18 protein-coding genes and 1 tRNA gene are annotated in these 21,069 nt (G+C 62.5%); 13 read left to right on the forward strand and 6 right to left on the reverse strand.

The genetic code is table 11. The annotated features are described in order from the left end of the window. Nucleotides 1-64: 64 nt before the first annotated feature. Nucleotides 65-937: a dienelactone hydrolase family protein gene (locus CUJ90_RS24640; protein ID WP_073428628.1), complete on the forward strand. Its 873-nt coding sequence runs from the start codon at nt 65-67 to the stop codon at nt 935-937. A 137-nt stretch (nt 938-1,074) separates the two neighbouring features. Here the strand turns inward: CUJ90_RS24640 and CUJ90_RS24645 are convergent, their stop codons facing one another. The 3 genes from CUJ90_RS24645 to CUJ90_RS32510 all read right to left on the reverse strand — a co-directional run bounded on the left by CUJ90_RS24645 (nt 1,075) and on the right by CUJ90_RS32510 (nt 3,512). Further along, a complete protein-coding gene (locus CUJ90_RS24645; protein WP_083081703.1) occupies nt 1,075-1,944 on the reverse strand; it encodes a sulfurtransferase in 870 nt (289 codons plus the stop codon). Between the two features lie 172 nt (nt 1,945-2,116). Beyond that, on the reverse strand, nt 2,117-3,223 hold the full coding sequence (locus CUJ90_RS24650; RefSeq protein ID WP_114164118.1) for an aromatic ring-hydroxylating oxygenase subunit alpha: 1,107 nt from the start codon (nt 3,221-3,223) through the stop codon (nt 2,117-2,119). Between the two features lie 88 nt (nt 3,224-3,311). Further along, nucleotides 3,312-3,512, reverse strand: coding sequence for a hypothetical protein (locus CUJ90_RS32510; RefSeq protein ID WP_143326527.1), 201 nt, complete (start codon nt 3,510-3,512; stop codon nt 3,312-3,314). On the opposite strand from CUJ90_RS32510, the gene CUJ90_RS24655 reads away from it, so the two are divergent. The 4 genes from CUJ90_RS24655 (at nt 3,511) to folE2 (ending at nt 7,676) form a co-directional block, all read left to right on the forward strand. Then, entirely contained in the window at nt 3,511-3,819 is a 309-nt protein-coding gene (locus CUJ90_RS24655; protein WP_073428631.1) for an exodeoxyribonuclease VII small subunit, read from the forward strand. The two genes, CUJ90_RS32510 and CUJ90_RS24655, sit on opposite strands and share 2 nt — an antisense overlap. Then, nucleotides 3,816-4,697 (forward strand): polyprenyl synthetase family protein, encoded by an 882-nt coding sequence (locus CUJ90_RS24660; protein ID WP_073428632.1) that lies wholly within the window; start codon nt 3,816-3,818, stop codon nt 4,695-4,697. The genes CUJ90_RS24655 and CUJ90_RS24660 overlap by 4 nt, the downstream gene beginning before the upstream one ends. Before the next feature lie 85 nt (nt 4,698-4,782). After that, nucleotides 4,783-6,690 (forward strand): 1-deoxy-D-xylulose-5-phosphate synthase, encoded by a 1,908-nt coding sequence (gene dxs / locus CUJ90_RS24665; protein ID WP_073428633.1) that lies wholly within the window; start codon nt 4,783-4,785, stop codon nt 6,688-6,690. 179 nt (nt 6,691-6,869) lie between these two features. After that, entirely contained in the window at nt 6,870-7,676 is an 807-nt protein-coding gene (gene folE2 / locus CUJ90_RS24670; RefSeq protein ID WP_114164692.1) for a GTP cyclohydrolase FolE2, read from the forward strand. 90 nt (nt 7,677-7,766) lie between these two features. Here folE2 and tsaD read toward each other — a convergent pair whose 3' ends face one another. Further along, nucleotides 7,767-8,795 (reverse strand): tRNA (adenosine(37)-N6)-threonylcarbamoyltransferase complex transferase subunit TsaD, encoded by a 1,029-nt coding sequence (gene tsaD, locus CUJ90_RS24675; protein WP_083081702.1) that lies wholly within the window; start codon nt 8,793-8,795, stop codon nt 7,767-7,769. 112 nt (nt 8,796-8,907) lie between these two features. Between tsaD and CUJ90_RS24680 the strand changes: the two genes are divergently transcribed. The 8 genes from CUJ90_RS24680 (at nt 8,908) to CUJ90_RS24715 (ending at nt 18,290) form a co-directional block, all read left to right on the forward strand. Then, nucleotides 8,908-10,125, forward strand: coding sequence for a BaiN/RdsA family NAD(P)/FAD-dependent oxidoreductase (locus CUJ90_RS24680; protein ID WP_083081700.1), 1,218 nt, complete (start codon nt 8,908-8,910; stop codon nt 10,123-10,125). A 68-nt stretch (nt 10,126-10,193) separates the two neighbouring features. Continuing rightward, on the forward strand, nt 10,194-10,406 hold the full coding sequence (rpsU, locus tag CUJ90_RS24685) for a 30S ribosomal protein S21 (RefSeq protein ID WP_073428636.1): 213 nt from the start codon (nt 10,194-10,196) through the stop codon (nt 10,404-10,406). 224 nt (nt 10,407-10,630) lie between these two features. Beyond that, nucleotides 10,631-11,077, forward strand: a complete 447-nt coding sequence (locus CUJ90_RS24690; RefSeq protein WP_073428637.1) for a GatB/YqeY domain-containing protein — start codon at nt 10,631-10,633, stop codon at nt 11,075-11,077. A gap of 82 nt (nt 11,078-11,159) precedes the next feature. Further along, complete coding sequence (dnaG, locus tag CUJ90_RS24695; protein ID WP_114164119.1) at nt 11,160-13,034, forward strand: DNA primase; 1,875 nt, start codon at nt 11,160-11,162, stop codon at nt 13,032-13,034. Between the two features lie 92 nt (nt 13,035-13,126). After that, on the forward strand, nt 13,127-15,526 hold the full coding sequence (gene rpoD, locus CUJ90_RS24700; RefSeq protein ID WP_073428639.1) for an RNA polymerase sigma factor RpoD: 2,400 nt from the start codon (nt 13,127-13,129) through the stop codon (nt 15,524-15,526). 153 nt (nt 15,527-15,679) lie between these two features. Then, a tRNA-Ile gene (locus tag CUJ90_RS24705) sits at nt 15,680-15,767 on the forward strand. Nucleotides 15,768-16,065: 298 nt separating this feature from the next. Next, nucleotides 16,066-16,323 (forward strand): hypothetical protein, encoded by a 258-nt coding sequence (locus CUJ90_RS24710; protein WP_244220115.1) that lies wholly within the window; start codon nt 16,066-16,068, stop codon nt 16,321-16,323. A gap of 824 nt (nt 16,324-17,147) precedes the next feature. Next, entirely contained in the window at nt 17,148-18,290 is a 1,143-nt protein-coding gene (locus tag CUJ90_RS24715; protein ID WP_073428641.1) for a porin, read from the forward strand. A gap of 209 nt (nt 18,291-18,499) precedes the next feature. Here the strand turns inward: CUJ90_RS24715 and CUJ90_RS24720 are convergent, their stop codons facing one another. Together CUJ90_RS24720 and CUJ90_RS24725 are read right to left on the reverse strand one after the other, a co-directional pair. Beyond that, nucleotides 18,500-20,059, reverse strand: a complete 1,560-nt coding sequence (locus tag CUJ90_RS24720; protein ID WP_073428642.1) for a methyl-accepting chemotaxis protein — start codon at nt 20,057-20,059, stop codon at nt 18,500-18,502. A gap of 178 nt (nt 20,060-20,237) precedes the next feature. Further along, nucleotides 20,238-20,984 (reverse strand): Crp/Fnr family transcriptional regulator, encoded by a 747-nt coding sequence (locus tag CUJ90_RS24725; protein WP_073428643.1) that lies wholly within the window; start codon nt 20,982-20,984, stop codon nt 20,238-20,240. Nucleotides 20,985-21,069 lie beyond the last annotated feature (85 nt).

The raw sequence follows: 21,069 nt of genomic DNA on the forward strand, positions 1-21,069 counted from the left end.
GAGGCGTATCCTGTTGCCTCCAACGTTCAACCGACTCACACGAGTCAACCGCGAGGAGCGCCGCATGCTGAAACCCGATATCGACAGCCTGGTCCCGCACGTTCCCTTCAATCGACGCACCTTCATCAAGGCCGCGCTCGGCACCGGTTTTGCCGCGGCTGTGTTGCCGGTGTCGGCGCAAACCATCCATACCGATAGCGACGGCCTCGAAGCCGGCGAAGTGTCCGTGCGTTCGGGCGATACGATCGTGCCGGCGTATCGCGCTCAGCCGAAAGGCAAGACGCATTTGCCGGTGATCATCGTCGTGCACGAGATTTTCGGCGTCCATGAACATATCGCCGACGTGTGCCGGCGCTTCGCCAAGCAGGGTTATCTGGCGATCGCGCCGAATCTGTATGAGCGGCAGGGCGATCCCATGGTTTACAAAAGCATGCAGCAGCTCAACGAGCAACTCGTCAGCAAGGTGCCCGACGAGCAGGTGCTGGGCGATCTCGATGCGGCTGTCGCGTGGGCCGGCGAGCATGGCGGCGATCTGAATCGGGTTGGCGTGAACGGGTTCTGCTGGGGCGGGCGGATTGCGTGGCTGTACGCCGAGCACAACCCGAAGCTGAAGGCGGGCGTCGCCTGGTACGGCCGCGTGACGGGCGACAAGAGCGCGATGACGCCGGCTAATCCACTCGATCGCGTGGCGGACCTGCACGCGCCGGTGCTTGGCCTCTATGGGCGGCAGGATCAAAGCATCCCGCAAGACACGCTTGAGCAGATGAAGCAGGCGATCGCGCAAGGTCCGCAGGCGGGGCGCGGTTCACAATTCGTCGTCTATGACGACGCGGGTCACGCGTTTTTCGCGGATTACCGGCCGAGCTACAAGAAGGCCGATGCCGAAGACGGCTGGCGCCGGGCGCTCGCCTGGTTCAAACAGCATGGGGTGGGTTGAGGCTCAAGCTTGAGGCGTTTGGCCGAAGCGGGCGCCCGCGATGAACGTCGGGTCATTTTTGCCCTGCATGAATTGAAAAGGCCGTTGCTGCGTAAAAGCAGCAACGGCCTTTTGCCAACAACCGGCTCAGTTCACGTTCAAGGATTCGGCCCGGTGGCAACCGGCCGCTTCGGATCCGAACTCCATTCGCTCCACGATCCGGCATACAACGCCGCGCCGTGCAGACCGGCGACTTCCATCGCCAGCGCGTTCACGCATGCGGTCACACCCGAGCCGCATTGCAGGACCACATGTTCCGGCGGCGTGTCGGCGAGCAGCGCATGGAATTCCTCACGCAGCGTGTGGGCCGGCTTGAAGCGGCCGTCGGCGGTGAGGTTGTCCTTGAAGAAGCGGTTGAGCGCGCCGGGGATATGGCCGCCGACCGGATCCAGCGTTTCGTTCTCGCCGCGATAGCGATCGGGCGCGCGCGCGTCGACCACCACGCGTTCCTTCGAGCCGAGGTTGCGCTCGACCGTTTGCACGTCGACCGTGACCGACAGCGGCGCGCCGGCTTTGAAATCGCCGGTGTTCTGTGCCGGCGCGTCTTGCGTCAGCGGTTGGCCGGCGGCTTGCCAGGCTTGCAGCCCGCCGTCGAGCAGCGCGACCGCGTCATGTCCGAGCCAGCGTAGCAGCCACCAGGCACGGGCGGCGTACATGCCGCCTTGCGCGTCGTAGGCGACCACTTGCTGGCCTTGCTTCAGACCGCGCGATTCCAGTGTTTCGACCAGCCGCGCGCGATCCGGCAACGGATGACGCCCGTTCGTGCCGTTCTTCGGCCCCGACAGATCGCGATCCAGGTGCAGATAATGAGCACCCGGTAGATGTCCTGCGAGATAAGCCTTTTCGCCCGCTTCGGTGTCGGCCAGATCGAAACGGCAATCGACGACGAATACGCTGCCCGGCGCGGCGGCCAGCCGCTCCGCGAGATTGGCCGCGGAGATCAGAGTGGTGTAGTGAGTGTGGGGCATGACGTCGTCTCCTCGATACAGGCGATGGCGGCTGCTTCCGGCGGCTTGACGCCGTTGGCGGATGGCAGGGCTATGTTGTTAGTCTAAACAAAAAAAGACGGACCGAAGTCCGTCTTTCCATGCATTGCTGGTGCCCGCGCAAGAATCGGATCGAGCGTGGGGCGAGCACCGGTCAGATCGCGCCGAGCTCACGCCGTAAGAACTCGTGGAAGTGCTGCATGCCGTCTTCCATCGGGCTCTGATACGGGCCGACCTGCGATTCGCCGCGTTCCATCAGCGCGCGGCGGCCGGCGTCCATGCGCTCGGCGATTTCGTCATCTTCGCGGGCTGTTTCCATATAGGCGGCGCGCTCGGCTTCGACGAACTCGCGTTCGAACAGCGCGATTTCCTCAGGGTAATAGAACTCCACCACATTGGTGGTCTTCTGCGGACCGCGCGGAATCAGCCATGACACCACCAGCACGTGCGGATACCACTCGATCATGATGCCGGGGTAGTACACCATCCAGATCGCGCCGAATTCGGGCGGCTGTCCGCCGCGGAAGCGCAGCACTTCGTCGTGCCATTTGCGGTAGGTCGGGCTGCCCGGCTGTTCGAGCGACTTGTGCACGCCCACCGTTTGGACGCTGTACCAGTCGCCGAACTCCCACGTCAGGTCGTCGCAATTGACGAAGCTGCCGAGGCCCGGATGGAACGGCGCGACGTGGTAGTCCTCCAGATAGACCTCGATGAAGGTCTTCCAGTTGTAGTTGCACTCGTGTACTTCGACGTGATCGAACATGAAGCCCGAAAAGTCGAAATGTTGCCGCGTGCCGAGCCGCGCAAGATCGCGCGCGACGTCGCGCCCCTGCGCTTCGAACAGCAGGCCTTGCCAGTTTTGCAGCGGCGTGGCGCCGAGATTCAGGCAGGGGTTGTCCGCGAAATGAGGTGCGCCGAGAAGCTGGCCGTTCAGATCGTACGTCCAGCGATGCAGGGGGCAGACGATATTCTCCGTCTGGCCGCGGCCGTTGAGCATGATGGCCTGCCGGTGACGGCACACGTTCGACAGCAGCTCGACTTGCGACTGCTGGTTACGGACGAGTACACGCCCCTCGCTCTCGCTGGGCAAGGCAAAATAATTCCCCGCTTCCGGCACCATGAGTTCGTGCCCGATGTAGCGTGGACCTTTCTTGAAAAGGGTGTCGATTTCGCGCGTTAGAAGCGCTTCGTCAAAGTAAGCCGTGACTGGCAGCTGGCTGTGAACAGACCGCAACTGCAATGCATTGCTCAGATTGGACATTCCCACTCCCGATGAAGACGTGAAAGCAGTGAACAACCCAACCATCGAAGATTCGATTTAGGGAGCCCGCAATTATACCCGTTTCCCCTTATGTGGGGCGCTTAAGTGCCTGATTTGGGTCAAAAATGTCAAGGAAGTTCGCGCTTTTCGCCGCAGACCGATCGTTTTTTTTCTGCGAGACTGCAAGGGCGGCGCGTTGGGCGCAGGCGGGACGCAGGGTGGCGAGCGGATCGGAAATTGCGCTTTTGCCGTAGAATGTCCGACTTGTTTTAATTTTGCGATTATTCATGGCGAAGACCGCGTCGAACGATCCTGCTGCCGCGCCTGCCGAGGGCGTCGACACCACGCCGCTGCCCGGGAATTACGAGGCTGCGCAGGCCGAACTGGAAGGGCTTGTCGCGCGCATGGAAGGCGGCAATCTCAGCCTCGAGGAATCGCTCGCCGCTTATCGGCGCGGCGCGGCGCTGGTGGCGTTTTGCCAGCAGCAGCTCGAAAAGGTCGAGCAGCAGGTGCGCGTGCTCGACGGCGAGACGCTCAAGCCGCTGCCTATGAATAACGCAGGCACAGCCGCTGCTGAAAGCGGGGACGACTTATGACATTCGAACAATGGACCCGCTCGGTGCTCGAGCGCGTCGAAACGGCACTGGAACACTACCTGCCCACCGAGGCAACCGAGCCCGCCAGGCTGCACGAAGCGATGCGTTATGCGGTGCTGGGCGGCGGCAAGCGGGTTCGTCCGCTGCTGTGCCACGCGGCGGGCGAACTGACCGGCGCGCGCGCCGAGTGCCTCGGCGCGGCGGCGGCGGCGCTGGAAATGATCCATGTGTACTCGCTCGTGCATGACGACATGCCCTGCATGGACGACGACGCATTGCGTCGCGGCAAGCCCACGGTACACGTCAAATATGACGAAGCAACGGCATTGCTGGTCGGCGACGCACTGCAATCGCAGGCTTTCGTTGCGCTGACATCGGACGTTCTGCCGCCCGCGCAGCAGGCATCGCTCGTGCGCGAACTGGCGTTGGCGAGCGGCTCGATCGGCATGTGCGGCGGTCAGGCGATCGACCTCGCAAGCGTCGGTCATACGCTCACGCGCGCGCAACTGGAAACCATGCACCGGATGAAGACCGGCGCGCTGCTGCGCGCCTCGGTGCGCATGGGCGCGCTCGCCGGCGAAACGCCGGGCGCCGAGGCGATGCGTTCGCTCGATGCCTATGCAGCCGCCGTGGGCCTCGCGTTCCAGGTCGTCGACGACATTCTCGACGTGACGACCGATTCCGCGACGCTCGGCAAGACCGCAGGTAAAGACGCGAAGGACGGCAAGCCGACCTACGTGTCGATTATTGGCCTCGACGCGTCGCGATCGCTCGCAGCACAGCTGCGCAGCGACGCCCATGCTGCCCTCGCGCCGTTTGGCGCGCGCGCACAGCGTCTTGCCGAATTGGCCGACCTGGTGGTGAACCGGGTTAGCTGAGCGCGAAAGCCCGCCGCCGCGCACCTTTGCTACGGGGTGCATGTATGAAGTGCGGGCGCGTAAGTTTTCCTACAATGGAACGACGATGTACGACTTGCTGAAAACCATCGACGACCCGGCAGCCCTGCGCCGCCTCGATCGCCGCCAATTGCAACCGCTTGCAGACGAGTTGCGCGCCTTTGTGCTCGACAGCGTATCGCAGACGGGCGGCCATCTTTCGTCCAACCTCGGCACGGTCGAGTTGACCATTGCTCTGCACTACGTGTTCGATACGCCGCATGACCGCATCGTGTGGGACGTCGGCCATCAAACGTATCCGCACAAGATCCTGACGGGCCGCCGCGACCAGATGCACACGCTGCGCCAGTTGGGCGGCATCTCGGGCTTCCCGAAGCGCGACGAGTCGGCATACGACACCTTCGGCACCGCTCACTCCAGCACCTCGATCTCGGCCGCGCTCGGCATGGCGATCGCGAGCAAGCTGCAAGGCGACAACCGCATGGGCATCGCCGTGATCGGCGATGGCGCGATGACGGCCGGCATGGCCTTCGAGGCGATGAACAACGCCGGCGTCGAAGACGACGTGCCGCTGCTCGTCATCCTCAACGACAACGATATGTCGATCTCGCCGCCGGTCGGCGCGCTGAATCGCCATCTGGCGCGTCTGATGTCGGGCCGCTTCTATGCGGCCGCGCGTGCGGGCGTGGAGCGCGTGCTGCGCGTCGCGCCGCCCATGCTCGATCTTGCTCGCAAGCTCGAGGAGCACGCGAAGGGCATGATCGTGCCGGCCACGCTGTTCGAGGAGTTCGGCTTCAACTACATCGGCCCGATCGACGGTCACGACCTCGATTCGCTGATCCCCACGCTGCAGAACATCAAGGAATTGCGCGGTCCGCAATTCCTGCACGTCGTCACGAAGAAGGGCCAAGGCTACAAGCTGGCCGAAGCCGATCCCGTGCTGTACCACGGCCCGGGCAAGTTCAATCCGGCTGAGGGCATCAAGCCCGCCACCACGCCGTCGAAGAAAACCTACACGCAGGTGTTCGGCGAATGGCTGTGCGACGCGGCCGAACTGGACGCGCGCGTGATCGGCATCACGCCGGCCATGCGTGAAGGCTCCGGCATGGTCGAGTTCGAGAAGCGCTTCCCGGACCGCTACTTCGACGTCGGTATCGCCGAACAGCACGCGGTGACGTTCGCCGGCGGCCTGGCCGCGGACGGCATGAAGCCGGTGGTCGCGATCTACTCGACCTTCCTGCAACGCGCTTACGACCAGCTGATCCACGACGTCGCGCTGCAGAACCTGCCGGTGGTCTTCGCGATCGACCGCGCGGGTCTCGTCGGCGCGGACGGCGCCACGCACGCGGGCGCTTACGATCTCGCGTTCCTGCGCTGCATCCCGAACATGACGGTGATGGCCGCATCCGACGAAAACGAATGCCGGCAGATGCTGTACACGGCACTCCAGCAGCCGAACCCGACGGCGGTGCGCTATCCGCGCGGCGCCGGCACGGGTGTGGCGACCATCAAGCAGATGGCCGCCCTGCCACTCGGCAAGGGCGAGATTCGTCGCGAGACGTCGCAGCCGGCCGGCAAGCGCATTGCGATTCTGGCGTTCGGCACGATGGTGGCGCCGTCGCTCGCCGCCGCCGAACAACTCGACGCCACGGTCGCGAACATGCGCTTCGTGAAGCCGTTGGACGCCGACCTGGTCCGTGAACTGGCCGACACGCACGACGCTATCGTCACGGTCGAGGAAGGCTGCGTGATGGGCGGGGCGGGCTCGGCTTGCGTCGAAGCCCTGCTCGCGAGTGGGGTTATGCGGCCCGTACTACAATTGGGCCTCCCGGATCGCTTCATCGATCATGGGGATCCGGCCAAGCTGCTGGCGGCGTGCGGTCTTGACGGCGCGGGCATCGCCAGGTCGATTCGCGAGCGCTTTCTTTCCAGCGGCGCGATGGCCGGTCAATCATCGGTGAAGCGGGTCGCTTAGCCTGGTTGAGTCGCTGGTTGCGTCGCTCGTCCGTCCTGCGGTGCGCTATGCCGCGGCGATAGCGGCCCAAGCAATCTCCAACTTGAATCGATGGGCCATCGGGCCCATCACCCAACGCCGGCAGGAGCCGGCGTTCGCCATTGCGCGTCGAGATCCGCATGGCATGTGAGGACAAAAAGATGAATCAGATGAATCCCGCCTTCGTGATGCCCGATGTGCAAAGCACGCCCGATACCCGTCAGATTCCCATTCAGCGGGTCGGCGTCAAGGCGGTGCGTCATCCGCTGACGGTGCGTACGCAAGACGGCGAGGTACAGCCGACGGTCGGTATGTGGAATCTCGATGTGCATCTGCCGGCCGATCAGAAGGGCACGCATATGTCGCGTTTCGTGGCGCTGCTCGAAGAGAACAAGGCGCCGCTCGAGGCGGCCACGTTCCGCACCATGCTTGCCGCGATGCTCGAAAAGCTCGAAGCCGAGGCGGGCCGCATCGAGGTGTCGTTTCCTTACTTCGTGAACAAGACCGCGCCGGTCTCCGGCGTGCAAAGCCTGCTCGACTACGAAGTCACGTTGACGGGCGAGATTCGTAATGGCGCGACGCGTCTGTTCATCAAGGTATTGGTGCCGGTCACGAGCCTGTGCCCGTGCTCGAAGAAGATCTCGCAGTACGGCGCGCATAACCAGCGCTCGCACGTCACGATCAACGCCGAACTGGCGGGCGAGGTGGCGGTGGAAGACCTGATCCGTATCGCGGAGGAAGAGGCGTCGTGCGAATTGTGGGGCTTGCTCAAGCGTCCGGACGAGAAGTTCGTCACCGAGCGTGCGTATGAAAACCCGAAGTTCGTTGAAGACCTGGTGCGCGACGTCGCGCAGCGTCTGAATGCCGATGAGCGGATCGTCGCGTATGTGCTCGAAGCGGAGAACTTCGAGTCGATTCACAATCACAGCGCGTATGCGGTGATCGAGCGGGATAAGCGCGTGCCTTGATGCACGAGTTCGGCTAGCCGCTCGCCGGATTCAACGAAAAGCCGCTGTCAGAAGCGGCTTTTTTAATGGTGTCGCGGTTTTGCCGCGGCATTAGCGCGCCAAGGAAGTCAGGTCCCAACGCGGCTTGACGGTGAACGCGTAGTCTTTTCCCGATTGATCGGGCCAGCGTTGCAGCCTCAGTGCGCCGGCGAGCGCGATCATCGCGCCGTTGTCCGTGCACAGCGACAAGTCCGGGTAGTGCACATAGAAATTGCGCTTCTTCGCGGCAGCGGAAAGCGCCTCGCGCAACTGCCGGTTCGCGCCCACGCCGCCCGCCACGACCAGCCGGTTGAGCCTGGTCCGCTTGAGCGCGGCCAGCGACTTGGACGCCAGCACCTCGACCGCCGCGTCGACGAAAGCGCGCGCCAGGTCGGCCTTCGCCTGCTCGCAGATGTTCGCGCCGCCAAGTTTTTTTGCGTGCGTAAGCACGGCGGTCTTCAGGCCGCTAAAGCTGAAATCGAGGTCGCCGGAATGCAGCATCGGGCGCGGCAGGACCACGGCGCCGGGCGTGCCGAACTCCGCCATGCGCGAGACTTCCGGGCCGCCCGGATAACCGAGACCAAGCAGCTTGGCGGTTTTGTCGAAGGCTTCGCCGGCGGCGTCGTCGAGCGTTTCGCCGAGCGTTTCGTAGACGCCCACGTCCGTCACGCGCATCAACTGCGTATGACCGCCGGACACCAGCAGCGCGACGAACGGAAACGGCGGCGGTTCATCCACCAGCAGCGGCGACAGCAAGTGCCCTTCAAGATGGTGAATGCCGATGGTCGGCTTGTCCCATGCCATCGCCAGCGAATTGGCGATGCTCGCGCCCACCAGCAGCGCGCCCGCGAGGCCGGGGCCCTGGGTATAAGCGATCGCGTCGATGTCGCCACGCGCCGCGCCCGCACGCTCCATCACCTCTTCGAGCAGGGGCAGCGCGCGCCGGATATGGTCGCGCGACGCCAGTTCCGGCACCACGCCGCCGTACTCCCGATGCATCGCGATCTGCGAATGCAGCGCGTGCGCGAGCAGGCCGCGCTCCGTGTCGTAGAGCGCGAGACCGGTTTCGTCGCAGGAGCTTTCGATGCCGAGAACGAGCATGGTGAGGTGAACCTGAAAGGACGCGCGGCAGGCGTCCGCAAGTGAAAAAGCAAGCCTGAAAGTATAGCAGCGCGGGCAGGCGGCCGCGGACGCGCAGGTACAATGCGGCCCCATGGAATCCTTCGATATCGCAGTGATCGGCGCGGGCGCGGCCGGGATGATGTGCGCGGCCGTGGCCGGGCAACTCGGCCGCCGCGTGGTGCTGATCGACCACTCGCAGCGTCTCGCGGAAAAAATCCGGATCTCCGGCGGCGGCCGCTGCAACTTCACGAATCTGTATGCCGGGCCGGCCAATTATCTGTCGGCGAATCCGCATTTTTGCCGCTCGGCACTGGCGCGCTACACGCCGCGCGACTTCATGGCGCTGCTCAAGCGCCATCACGTGACATGGCATGAGAAGCACAAGGGGCAACTGTTCTGCGACCAGACGAGTGACGCCGTCATCAATGTGCTGAAGAACGAGTGCGACGCGGGCGGCATTGCATGGCGCGCCCCGCTGTCGGTCGAACAGGTGCGGCAGGATGCCGAAGGACGGTTCACGCTGGACACGCACTCGGGTCCGATCATGGCGCGCGCCCTCGTGATCGCGACCGGCGGTTTGTCGATTCCGAAGATCGGCGCCACCGATTTCGCCTACCGTCTCGCCAAGCAATTCGGCCACAAACTGATCGACACGCGCCCAGCACTGGTTCCGCTGACCTTCGCGCCCGCCGACTGGGAGCCGTTCGCGGCGCTTTCCGGGGTGTCGCTGGAAGTGCGGCTGGCGACCGGCGATAAAAAGACCGGCGCCGAATTCAACGAAGACCTGCTGTTGACGCACCGCGGCCTGTCCGGCCCCGGCGTTCTGCAAATCTCGAGCTACTGGCAGCCCGGCGAGCCGATTCACATCGACCTGCTGCCGGAGCAGCAGGCCGTGACGGCATTGCTCGAAGCGAAAACCGGCACGAAGCGTCAGATTGCGAATCTGTTGTCGGACTGGGTGCCGCAGCGGCTCGCTCATGTGTGGCTGGAGACCCACCAGATACCCGCCGAAGCGCGCGTCGCCGACTTGCCCGACAAGACCCTGCGCCGCATCGGCGAGGCTTTGTCGCGCTGGACGCTCACCCCGAACGGCACCGAAGGCTACCGCAAGGCCGAAGTGACGCGCGGCGGCGTCGACACGCGCGACCTGTCGTCGTCGACGATGATGAGCGCCCGCGCGCCCGGTCTGTACTTCATCGGCGAAGCGGTGGACGTGACCGGCTGGCTCGGCGGCTACAACTTTCAATGGGCGTGGGCGTCGGGCGTGGCGGCCGGCCAGGCGGCCGCGGAGTACGTCCGCGGGGCTTGACGGCGCCATGGCTTTATGAGAAAGCTCTGCTATACTCCTGAACCTTTACAAAGTTCCGTTATTGAAAAATGACGACCATCCGCGTAAAAGACAACGAGCCGTTTGAAGTTGCCATGCGCCGTTTCAAGCGCACCATGGAGAAAGCCGGCTTGTTGACGGAACTTCGCGCCCGCGAGTTTTACGAAAAGCCTACGGCTGAGCGCAAGCGCAAGAAGGCGGCTGCGGTGAAGCGTCATTTCAAGCGTCTGCGGAGCCAGATGCTGCCAAGGAAGTTCTACTGATTCTGGCGTTGCCGCGGTTCCTGTCGAACGGAGCGGCGACATCCAACGGTGAAGGCGCAACTGGCGCCATCACGGAAAACACGGCCCTTCGGGCCAGCCGGCAGGGTCGCATCCACTACGCACATTGCGCCAACCCGCTTGAGGAAGCAGTCCCAAGCGGGTATCTGTGTTGATGCAATTGGCGGCGCGGCCGGTTTTTCAATTCCAACGCATTCAGGTGAGTGATGAGTCTCAAAGACCAGATCAACGACGATATGAAGGCCGCCATGCGGGCGCGCGAGACCGAGCGTCTCGGCACGATCCGTCTGCTGCTGGCCGCGATCAAGCAGCGTGAAGTCGATGAGCGCGTCACGCTCGACGACGCTGCCATCACCGCTGTCATCGACAAGATGATCAAGCAGCGCAAGGACTCGATCAGCCAGTTCGAAGCGGCCGGCCGCACGGATCTCGCCGACAAGGAAAAGGCCGAACTGGCCATCCTGTCCGCTTACATGCCGGAGCAGATGTCCGAGGCGGAGATCGTCGCCGAAGTCCAGGCCGCCGTCGCGCAAACCGGCGCGGCCGGCCCGCAGGACATGGGCAAGGTCATGGGCGTGCTCAAGCCGAAACTCGCCGGCCGTGCCGACATGACCGCCGTCTCGGCGCAAGTCAAAGCCGCGCTCGCGAAGTAATTCCCTATTTCCAGTCCGCGCCTGCCGCCGCCCGACGGCTCGGCTCGCGCGGCCTCGAGCTTTTCAGGCAGCGTCATTTACTGTGATTCCACCGTCATTCCTGCAGGACCTGCTGAACCGCGTCGATATCGTCGACGTGGTCGGCCGGTATGTGCAGTTGAAAAAGGGCGGCGCGAACTTCATGGGGCTGTGCCCGTTTCACAACGAGAAGAGCCCTTCGTTTACCGTTAGCCCGACCAAGCAGTTCTATCACTGCTTCGGCTGCGGCGCGCATGGTACGGCCATCGGTTTCCTGATGGAGCATGTGGGCTCCTCGTTTCCCGAGGCGGTCAACGAACTCGCGCAGTCGGTGGGTCTGACCGTGCCGAACGAGCCTTCGCCGGGGTATGGCGGCGGCGGTGGGGGTTCCGGCGGTTATGCGCCGGCGGCGTCAAAGGCGGTGACCACGGCGCTCTCCGAGGTCATGCAGAGCGCCTGCGACTTTTACCGCAAGCAATTGCGCGGCGCGCCGGTCGCGATCCAGTATCTGAAGAAGCGCGGCCTGACGGGCGAGATCGCGGCCCGCTTCGGGCTCGGCTACGCGCCGGACGGCTGGCAGAACCTCGAAGCCGCTTTCCCGAACTACCGTGACGACGCGCTGGTCGAGTCCGGCCTTGTAATCGTCAGCGAAAAGTCCGACGCACAGGGTCAGAACCGTCGATACGACCGCTTTCGCGAACGGATCATGTTCCCGATACGCAATGTGAAGGGGCAGGTGATCGGCTTCGGCGGCCGCGTGCTGGACGGTGGCGAGCCGAAATATTTGAATTCCCCGGAAACGCCTCTATTTAACAAGGGCAGCGAGCTGTACGGGCTATTCGAGGCGCGCCTGGCAATTCGCGAACAGCATTACGTGCTGGTGGTTGAAGGTTATATGGACGTGGTTGCGCTGGCCCAGCTAGGGTTCCAGAACGCGGTCGCCACGCTCGGCACGGCCTGCACGCCGATTCATGTCCAGAAACTGATGCGCCAGACCGACACGGTCATCTTCAGTTTCGACGGCGATTCGGCGGGACGGCGCGCGGCGCGCCGTGCGCTCGATGCCTGTCTGCCGCATGCGGCGGACAACCGGACGATCCGGTTCCTTTTTTTACCGTCCGAGCACGATCCGGACAGCTACGTGCGTGAATTCGGCACCGAGGCGTTCGCCGAGCAGGTCGAGCGTGCCATGCCGCTCTCCCAGTTCATGCTGAACGAAGTACTGACAGGCAAGGAGCTGGACCAGCCGGAAGGCCGCGCCCGCGCGCTATTCGACGCCAAGCCCCTGCTGCAGGCGCTGCCGGCCAATGCGTTGCGCGCCCAGGTCATGCATATGTTCGCCGACCGGCTGGACGTGCCGTTCGACGAAGTGGCGGCGCTGTGCGAGGTCGATTCACGCATCGCGGCGGCGGCCCGTTCGGCCCCGGCACGCAAGGACCGGCGCAGCGTGACCGGGATCGAAGAGAAAACGCTGCGCAATCTGGTGATGTACCCGCGCACGGTGGCGGTGCTCGACGAAGAGTCGGAACAGGCGCTTCTGAGCGTCACCCGGCACGGAGAGCTGTTCGAGGAAGTGACGACGCATGCACGCGCGCTGGGCGATTCGGCGGAATTTCAATTGTTGTCGGATCTGTTGCGCAACGGCGCAAACGCCCCAACTTTCGAGGAAATCTTTCGCAAAATTCTAGACTATGATGAAAACGTCCGGGATTTGCTGCTGAAGGATCCGGAAGATGCGACCGTCATCGAGGAACGGCGCGAGCAGGAACGGATCGTTGGCGAAGAACTGAAGGCGGCGATTCTGAAGATGCGTTACGACGCTTACTGCGATCGTCTCGAGCAGCTTTCGCGGCAATCCCGGCATACGCCGGAGGAGTTCGCGGAACTCTCGGAGCTGAATCGGAAGCGGGCTGACATGAAGCGTCAGCTTGGGTTGTAGGCGGAACGCCGGAAACCTGGGTGGTATAATTAAAGGTTTCCAGCGGTTTGTTTTTCAAAGGGTTTTCCTAGCAAAGGCGAAAAGGCGATGCGATGGCAAAGACTTCAGACGGGACCACGGGCGGAAAGAAAGCGGCAGGCACGCGCTCCAGGGAGCGGACCGGAAAGGTCACCGAAGCCAAGTTAGCTTCTTCCGCCAAGAAGGCGTCTGCCGTCAGCGTTGCGCCGGCTGCGGGGAAGAAATCCTCGACCACTTCAGCTGCGCGAGCGGAGCCGGTCAGGGCGGCGAAAGCTGTATCACCCGCGGCCAGGCGGCCGGGTGTCAGAAGCGCAAGGGAAGCGGCTGCCGCGAAGGACGATGCGGTAGTGCGCGAGACTCCAGTATCCACGGTTCAACCGGCTGTTGTCCACCAGCCGCGAGTCGAGACTACAGCCGGTACGGCGAACTCCATGACGAAAAAGCTGAATGAAGTACCCGTCGATGACGACGCAACCCAGAGCGAAGAAACCCCTGCAGCCGTTCCCGGCAAGGTGGAAAAGGTCAAGGCTCGCGATCGCCGTGCCAAGGAAAAAGCGCTGCTGAAAGACGCGTTCGCGTCGTCGCAGCCCGGCACGGTCGAGGAAATCGAGGAGCGCCGCTCCAAACTGCGCGCGCTGATCAAGCTCGGCAAGGAGCGTGGTTTCCTGACCTACGCTGAAATCAACGATCACCTCCCGGACAACTTCACGGAAACCGAGGCGATCGAAGGCATCATCAGCACGTTCAACGACATGGGCGTGGCGGTGTACGAGCAGGCGCCGGACGCTGAAACGCTGCTGCTGAACGACAACGCGCCGGCAGCTTCGTCGGACGACGAAGTGGAAGAGGAAGCGGAAGTCGCGCTTTCCACCGTCGACTCGGAATTCGGCCGCACCACCGACCCGGTCCGCATGTATATGCGTGAAATGGGTACGGTCGAACTGCTTACGCGTGAAGGCGAAATCGAAATCGCCAAGCGGATCGAAGACGGCCTGAAGCACATGGTCATGGCGATCTCCGCGTGTCCGACCACGATCGCCGACATTCTGGCGATGGCTGAACGCGTCGCGAACGAGGAAATCCGTATCGACGAACTGGTCGACGGTCTGATCGACGCCAACGCGGAAGATGCGGACGGCTTCTCCGCGCAAGAGGCCGAGGCGATCGAGAGCGAGGACGAGGAAGTCGAGGAAGAAGCCGAAGAGGACGAGGAAGAAGACGACGGCACGGCGCAAGCCACGGCCAACGCGGCGCAGATGGAAGCGCTCAGGCGTGCGTCGCTCGAAAAATTCGCCCTCATCAGCGAATGGTTCGACAAGATGCGCCGCGCGTTCGAGAAGGAAGGCTACAAGTCCAAGTCTTACCTGAAGGCGCAGGAAACGATCCAGAACGAACTGATGACGATCCGCTTCACCGCGCGTACCGTCGAGCGTCTGTGCGACACGCTGCGCGCGCAGGTGGACGAAGTGCGTCAGGTCGAGCGTCAGATTCTGCATACGGTGGTCGACAAGTGCGGCATGCCGCGCGCCGAGTTCATCGCACGCTTCCCCGGCAGCGAAACGGATCTCGAATGGGCCGACAAGATCGTTGCCGAAGGTCACGCGTACAGCGCGATCCTCACGCGTAACATTCCGGCGATCCGCGAACAGCAGCAACGTCTGCTGGATCTGCAAGCACGCGTGGTGCTGCCGCTGAAGGACCTGAAGGAAACCAACCGTCAGATGGCGGCGGGCGAGTTGAAGGCGCGGCAGGCGAAGCGCGAGATGACCGAGGCGAACTTGCGTCTCGTGATCTCGATCGCGAAGAAGTACACGAACCGTGGTCTGCAATTCCTCGACCTGATTCAGGAAGGCAACATCGGTCTGATGAAGGCGGTGGACAAGTTCGAATATCGCCGCGGCTACAAGTTCTCCACGTACGCAACGTGGTGGATTCGCCAGGCCATCACGCGTTCGATTGCGGACCAGGCGCGTACGATCCGGATTCCGGTTCACATGATCGAAACGATCAACAAGATGAACCGCATTTCGCGTCAGATTTTGCAGGAAACCGGTCTCGAGCCGGATCCGGCAACGCTGGCGGAAAAGATGGAAATGCCGGAAGACAAGATCCGCAAGATCATGAAGATCGCGAAAGAGCCGATCTCGATGGAAACGCCGATCGGCGACGACGACGATTCGCATCTGGGCGACTTCATCGAGGATACGAACACGGTCGCGCCGGCGGATGCGGCGTTGCACGCCAGCATGCGCGACGTCGTGAAAGACGTGCTCGACTCGCTGACGCCGCGCGAAGCGAAAGTGCTGCGCATGCGTTTCGGTATCGAAATGAGCACCGATCACACGCTCGAGGAAGTCGGCAAGCAGTTCGACGTGACGCGTGAACGGATCCGTCAGATCGAGGCAAAGGCGCTGCGCAAGCTGCGTCATCCGAGCCGCTCGGACAAGCTGAAGTCGTTCCTCGAAGGGAATTGACCGAAGCGCGCGACGTGCGGCTGGCGATCTAGCGCTGTGAAGGGGCTGTTGCGGTTGTTTCGCGCCGGCGAAGCGGTTGCGCAGACCCCTTTTTCGTGTAGTATGTCGGCCAATCAGCGAATAGGCCCGGCCTTGAGACCGGGTCTTTTTCTTGGGCCGGACGCCGTGCTGGTTGCAGGCAGCGGACTCATAATCCGCCTCCGAAAGGACATCGTCGGTTCGACTCCGACCCGGCCCACCAAGGATGTAAAAGAAGGGTTCCGAGATTTCGGAGCCCTTTTTTATTGCATGAAGCCGGCTATCAAGCGCGGCAATATGCCACTTCTATGGCGGTGTCAATCGGGCTGAGCAATTTGATTCGGTTATTTAGAAGGCGGCCTTTATCCGTCGTCTTCTCACCGACACCGCGAATTGCCGCTGATTTGATTCCCGACTGCGTCGTCCTACTGCCCGCTCAAGGTTCTTCGCAACCGCTGCCCGGGAATATTCGTTGCGCGTGGAACGGCGGGAGGCATTCCCATCCAGAGGACGTTCCCGTCATGCAAACCGATCCCACCATTGATCCCATCGCCGATCCCGCCGGCCAGCCGCTCGATGAGCCAGATGAGCCAGATGAGCAACCGCGTCCGTCGCCAGACAGACCGGACACGCAGCCGGAAACCGATCCGCTCGCACCAGGCAGTTCGCCCGAAGACGAAGAGACGCTTGGCCGATCGCAAGACCAAACCATAAGGCTGGCCAGACTGAAAGTAGGGGAAACTCCCTGTAAAAAAGGGTACGGCAGCGCCGTTAAGTAAATCAGGAAGGCTGTTAGATGTTTGCCGTCCGCTCTCAGCACGGGTTTTGTCACGCGGCGGCCGGCGCCGCAATTCACCTCCGGGCAACGCCCGTGCTGAAGGCTTCCCTCTTTCAGCGCATTGGCTTTTTCCAAGCAAAGTGATGTCCGCTTTAGCTCAGGAATGCGTGACCGCCTAAAACGGCGGTTCTTATCCGCGCCGCCCCATGTGCGGCGCCGACCGCCACCGGGGCCCGGTCCACAGACTGCCGAGCGGCTAAGATCAAATTGTCGGTCTTAGAAGAAGAGCCGGAATTCAATCAAAAAATGATTGCAAGGCAATCCACGGCGATAAGATCGCGCCCTTTCTTTATCCAGATGATGGCGACTGTCTCAAATCTATTAAGTTCCAAAGTTTCTAAAATAAATTTATGCCGCATTCGAACGGCAGAGCAATTGGCGATGTTCTTTAGCGAATCAAACTTCTTACTTCGGCCCGATTAAGTCTGGAGTGTTAAAACGCTGTTGCAGACGCACAACTTTTATATTGATTGGTTGCGGATAATTTACGTCTCAGGCAGACGCGAGACATCTTCTCTCTTGCGCTAAATGGCTGAAATACAAGGACTATTACTCATTGCAGGTTGATTGTTGCTGATTCGGAAAAATCATGTTGTGCGAATTGCAGGCGTCGATACCAGGGTGTCCACCTACACTCACGCTTCGTTTCAGAGGGTGCCTGGCTGATCCGAAGCGGTTCAGCAAACGGGGCGGCGGCGTGTGATGCAGGCGCCGTTGAGGCAGGTCCCGCTCCCCGCGTAAATTATCGAACCTGGAGTCCCACGCATGAAAAAGAGTCTCATCGTCGTTGCGGTTGCCGCATCGTTCGCTTCCGTCGCTCACGCACAAAGCAGCGTGACCCTGTATGGTCTGCTGGACGCCGGCCTGACCTACACCAGCAACGTCAACCACAGTTCGAAGTGGGCCGCTGGCAGCGGTGGCATCAATCAAAGCATGTTCGGTCTGCGCGGCTCGGAAGACCTGGGCGGCGGTCTGAAGGCAATCTTCACGTTGGAAAGCGGCTTCAACATCAACAACGGCAAGTTCGCTAACAACAACGGTATGTTCAACCGTCAGGCGTTCGTCGGTCTGGCGAGCGACCAGTTCGGTTCGGTCACGCTGGGTCGTCAATACGATGCTGCGCAAGACTACCTGGCACCGCTGACCGCAACGGGCAGCTGGGGCGGCACGTACTTCGCGCATCCGTTCAACAACGACAACCTGAACACGAACGGCGGCTACTCCGTCAACAACTCGATCAAGTACTCGAGCGCTAACTACGCTGGCTTCACGTTCGGCGGCACGTACGGTTTCTCGAACCAGGCTGGCGCATTCGCGAACAACCGTGAATACAGCGTTGGTGCTGCATACCAGTTCCAAGGTCTGCGTTTGGGCGCGGCTTACGCACAGCAAAACAATCCGGCGGCAAACGCCACCGGTGCTTCGGACGGCGTACTGGCGAACAACTCCGGCGTCATTACCGGCAACTTCCGTCAACGTGAGTTCGGCGCAGCTGCTTCGTACGCATTCGGCCCGGCTACCGTCGGTCTCGCATGGACGCAATCGCGCGTGGACAACCTCGTCGGCGCCGCAGTGGGCCAACGCCAAGGCCGCTCGAACAACTACGAAGTCAACGGCAAGTACAACGTGACGCCGGCTCTGGGCCTGGGCATCGCTTACACGTTCACGGACGCACGCGGTTACGGTACCAACGCGGACGGCAACGATCTGAAGACCCGTTACCACCAGATCGGCCTGCAAGCCGACTACTCGCTGTCGCGTCGTACGGACGTCTACGCTCAAGCCGTGTACCAGCACGCAATGGGCGACGGCGGTGTCGCGTCGATCTACAGCGGCGACGTGTCGCAACTGCCGTCGTCGTCGAAGAACCAGACGGCTGCTACGGTCGGTCTGCGTCACCGCTTCTAAGCTTCAGCAGAAGCTGGTTGTCGTACGAAAAGGTGCCGTTCGCGGCACCTTTTTTTATGGACGCGCGGTTTGGACCGATGGCTGACACCCGCACCGTTTGCATCGATTGCGGGCCTCCCTCACCGCGCAGAAAAGCGCAAAAACAAAGGCCGTCACCGGATCAGCCCGTGACGGCCTTTTTCAATCGAAGCGGAAAGTGCCCCGCTCAATCAGGCATGTTGCTCGACCTTGAACACGGCAACGGCATGCCGGAGCCGTTCCGTCTGTTCATCGAGCGAACCGGCTGCGGCCGCGGCCTGCTCGACGAGCGCCGCGTTACGCTGCGTCACGTCGTCCATTTGCCGGATCGCGAGATTGATCTCGCCGATGCCCGAACTCTGTTCCTTCGAAGCCGCCGAAATCTCGTTGATGATCGCCGTCACGCGGTGCACCGCGTCGACCACCTCGCCGATCGTGCTGCCCGCCCTCCCGGCCAGCGTCGAGCCCTCGCCGACTTGCGCCACCGACTGGTCGATCAGCACCTTGATCTCCTTGGCCGCCGTCGCGCTGCGCTGAGCGAGATTGCGCACTTCGCCCGCGACCACCGCGAAGCCGCGGCCCTCTTCGCCGGCGCGCGCCGCTTCCACCGCGGCGTTCAGCGCGAGGATATTGGTCTGGAACGCGATGCCTTCGATCACGCTGATGATCTCGCCGATCTTGCGCGAACCCTCGGTGATGCCCGCCATTTTCTCGACCACGTCGTTGACCACCTGACCGCCGCGCGCGGCGATATTCGATGCATCGGTCGCCAGTTCGGACGCGGTCGCCGCATTGTCGGCATTCTGTGTGACGGTCTTCGTCAGTTCGTCCATGCTGGCGGCCGTTTGCTGCAACGAAGCCGCCTGTTCCTCGGTGCGGCTCGACAGATCGAGGTTGCCTGCCGCAATCTCCTTCGAGGCGACGGTGATCGTCTCGGCGGAGGTCTTGATTCGCGCGACCGTGGCGGCAAGCTGATTGCGCATCTCATGCAGCGAGAACAACAGGCTCGACGTGTCGTCGCGGCGCAGGTCGATGTGCGTGGCGAGATCGCCTTGGGCGATCTGCATGGCGATGGCCGCCGCGCTGGAAGGCTCGCCGCCGATCGAGCGCGACACATTGCGCACCACGCGCGACGCCACGAACGACACCAGCACGCCAAGCAGCACGAGCATGCCGGCCGAACGCCCGAGGGTTGCATAGAACTGCGCCTGGATGTCGTCCATATAGGCGCCGGCGATGAAATCCCAATTCCACGGAACGAAGCGCTTCACGTAGCCGATCTTTTCGCTCGGCGCCGTTGCGCCGGGTTTAGGCCACCAGTAGCGCAGATATCCGGCGCCCGCCGCCGAGCCGCCGGCCTGGGCGATGTCCTGATACAGCGCGTTGCCCTTGGCGTCGCGAAAGGCGCTCATGTCCTTGCCGTTCAGCTTCGGGCTCATCGGATGCGTGATCATCACCGAATCGCCGCGCACGATCGTCACGTAGCCGGACGTGCCATAGCGCTGCGCATTGATGCGGGCGATGGCCTGCTGTTTCGCTTCGTCGACGGAGAGCTTGCCGGCGTCGGCCTGCTTCGCGTAGTCGGCGACGATCGATACCGCCATGTCGGTGACGTCGGCCAGATCCGCGCGCCGCGCGTCCATTTGAGCGCTACGCGCTTCCAGCGCGTTCACAACGGTCACGATCAGGAGCGCCACCCAGCAAAGCAGCAACGGGACCCACAACTTCTGTTTGAGTGTCAGACGGTTCATTATCAGCTTGGCCAGGACGTTGAGCTCGGAATGGGGAAGGGCTGCAATCTGCGCTGCATAGCTCGCATAACGGCTTTTGCGGTGCTTTCTTTATCCTGATGCTCAAAATGTGGGCTGATAGAAGGCGGGTCGCCGCTGAACGCGCGGCGAAACCGTGCATGGAAAATGCGCGTAAGCGCTAGATCTGTTCACGGCCGAACGCGTACAGGCGTTCGAGATCGAGCACCTCGATCTGGTTGTACGAGAGGCGCAGAATCCGCAGCTTTTCCAGGTTTTGCAGCGCCTGATTGATCCGCTGGCGCGATACGCCCGCCAGGAGGCCGACTTCTTCCTGCGAAATGGCGAGCGTTCGGCCCGTGTCGGGATAGAGATCGGGATTGAATAATTGCGCGAGCGACTGCGCGACGCGCGCATCCACATCCAGCAACCGGCTGTTCTGGATCGAGGCGATGAATTCGCCCATGCGGTTGTTCAGTTGCCGGATCACGAAGCCGGTGAACGGCAGACTCGATTCCAGAAGTGCATGGAATGTGTCGGACGGCACGAACATCGCGAGCGAAGGCTGAATCGCAGCCACATCGTATTTGCGCAATTCGCGCTTGATCACGCTGCCTTCGCCGAACCAGCCGCCGGGCGGCACGCCGGAGAGCGTGCAACTGCGGCCCGACGCGTTGTAGATCGCGAGCTTGATGAGGCCGGAATGCACGCCGATCCAGTAGTTCGACGGTTCCTGGCGGCGCGCGACCCACGCGCCGGCTTCCAGGTGCTCCGCGTGCGCGCTGGAGAGCACCATGGCCTGGTGCTCGGCGGCGAGCGCGCGAAACCAGGCGCAGGTGGCGAATAGCCGCGGCAGGTCGGCGCACGCTACCCGCGCCGGCCGGTGCGAGCGAGCGTCCGACGGGGCGGTGAGAGGAGCGTCGTTCATGAGCGGTTAAGGATACGTATGCCGGCAAAGCCGATTCACAAAAGCCGGCGCGCGCTACTCTGTCATTTGAATGACAGACAGTTCA

Origin of the sequence: Paraburkholderia terricola, from assembly GCF_003330825.1 — a bacterium.
Lineage (GTDB): Bacteria > Pseudomonadota > Gammaproteobacteria > Burkholderiales > Burkholderiaceae > Paraburkholderia > Paraburkholderia terricola.

Coding starts and splice junctions, on each gene's coding strand:
- CUJ90_RS24720 (WP_073428642.1), bottom strand. CDS start 20,059: ATGAACCGTCTGACACTCAAACAGAAGTTGTGGGTCCCGTTGCTGCTT.
- CUJ90_RS24725 (WP_073428643.1), bottom strand. CDS start 20,984: ATGAACGACGCTCCTCTCACCGCCCCGTCGGACGCTCGCTCGCACCGG.
- dxs (WP_073428633.1), top strand. CDS start 4,783: ATGTACGACTTGCTGAAAACCATCGACGACCCGGCAGCCCTGCGCCGC.
- rpoD (WP_073428639.1), top strand. CDS start 13,127: ATGGCAAAGACTTCAGACGGGACCACGGGCGGAAAGAAAGCGGCAGGC.
- CUJ90_RS24645 (WP_083081703.1), bottom strand. CDS start 1,944: ATGCCCCACACTCACTACACCACTCTGATCTCCGCGGCCAATCTCGCG.
- CUJ90_RS24650 (WP_114164118.1), bottom strand. CDS start 3,223: ATGTCCAATCTGAGCAATGCATTGCAGTTGCGGTCTGTTCACAGCCAG.
- tsaD (WP_083081702.1), bottom strand. CDS start 8,795: ATGCTCGTTCTCGGCATCGAAAGCTCCTGCGACGAAACCGGTCTCGCG.
- CUJ90_RS24660 (WP_073428632.1), top strand. CDS start 3,816: ATGACATTCGAACAATGGACCCGCTCGGTGCTCGAGCGCGTCGAAACG.
- CUJ90_RS24680 (WP_083081700.1), top strand. CDS start 8,908: ATGGAATCCTTCGATATCGCAGTGATCGGCGCGGGCGCGGCCGGGATG.
- CUJ90_RS24715 (WP_073428641.1), top strand. CDS start 17,148: ATGAAAAAGAGTCTCATCGTCGTTGCGGTTGCCGCATCGTTCGCTTCC.
- rpsU (WP_073428636.1), top strand. CDS start 10,194: ATGACGACCATCCGCGTAAAAGACAACGAGCCGTTTGAAGTTGCCATG.
- CUJ90_RS24690 (WP_073428637.1), top strand. CDS start 10,631: ATGAGTCTCAAAGACCAGATCAACGACGATATGAAGGCCGCCATGCGG.
- CUJ90_RS24655 (WP_073428631.1), top strand. CDS start 3,511: ATGGCGAAGACCGCGTCGAACGATCCTGCTGCCGCGCCTGCCGAGGGC.
- CUJ90_RS24710 (WP_244220115.1), top strand. CDS start 16,066: ATGCAAACCGATCCCACCATTGATCCCATCGCCGATCCCGCCGGCCAG.
- CUJ90_RS32510 (WP_143326527.1), bottom strand. CDS start 3,512: ATGAATAATCGCAAAATTAAAACAAGTCGGACATTCTACGGCAAAAGC.
- CUJ90_RS24640 (WP_073428628.1), top strand. CDS start 65: ATGCTGAAACCCGATATCGACAGCCTGGTCCCGCACGTTCCCTTCAAT.
- folE2 (WP_114164692.1), top strand. CDS start 6,870: ATGAATCAGATGAATCCCGCCTTCGTGATGCCCGATGTGCAAAGCACG.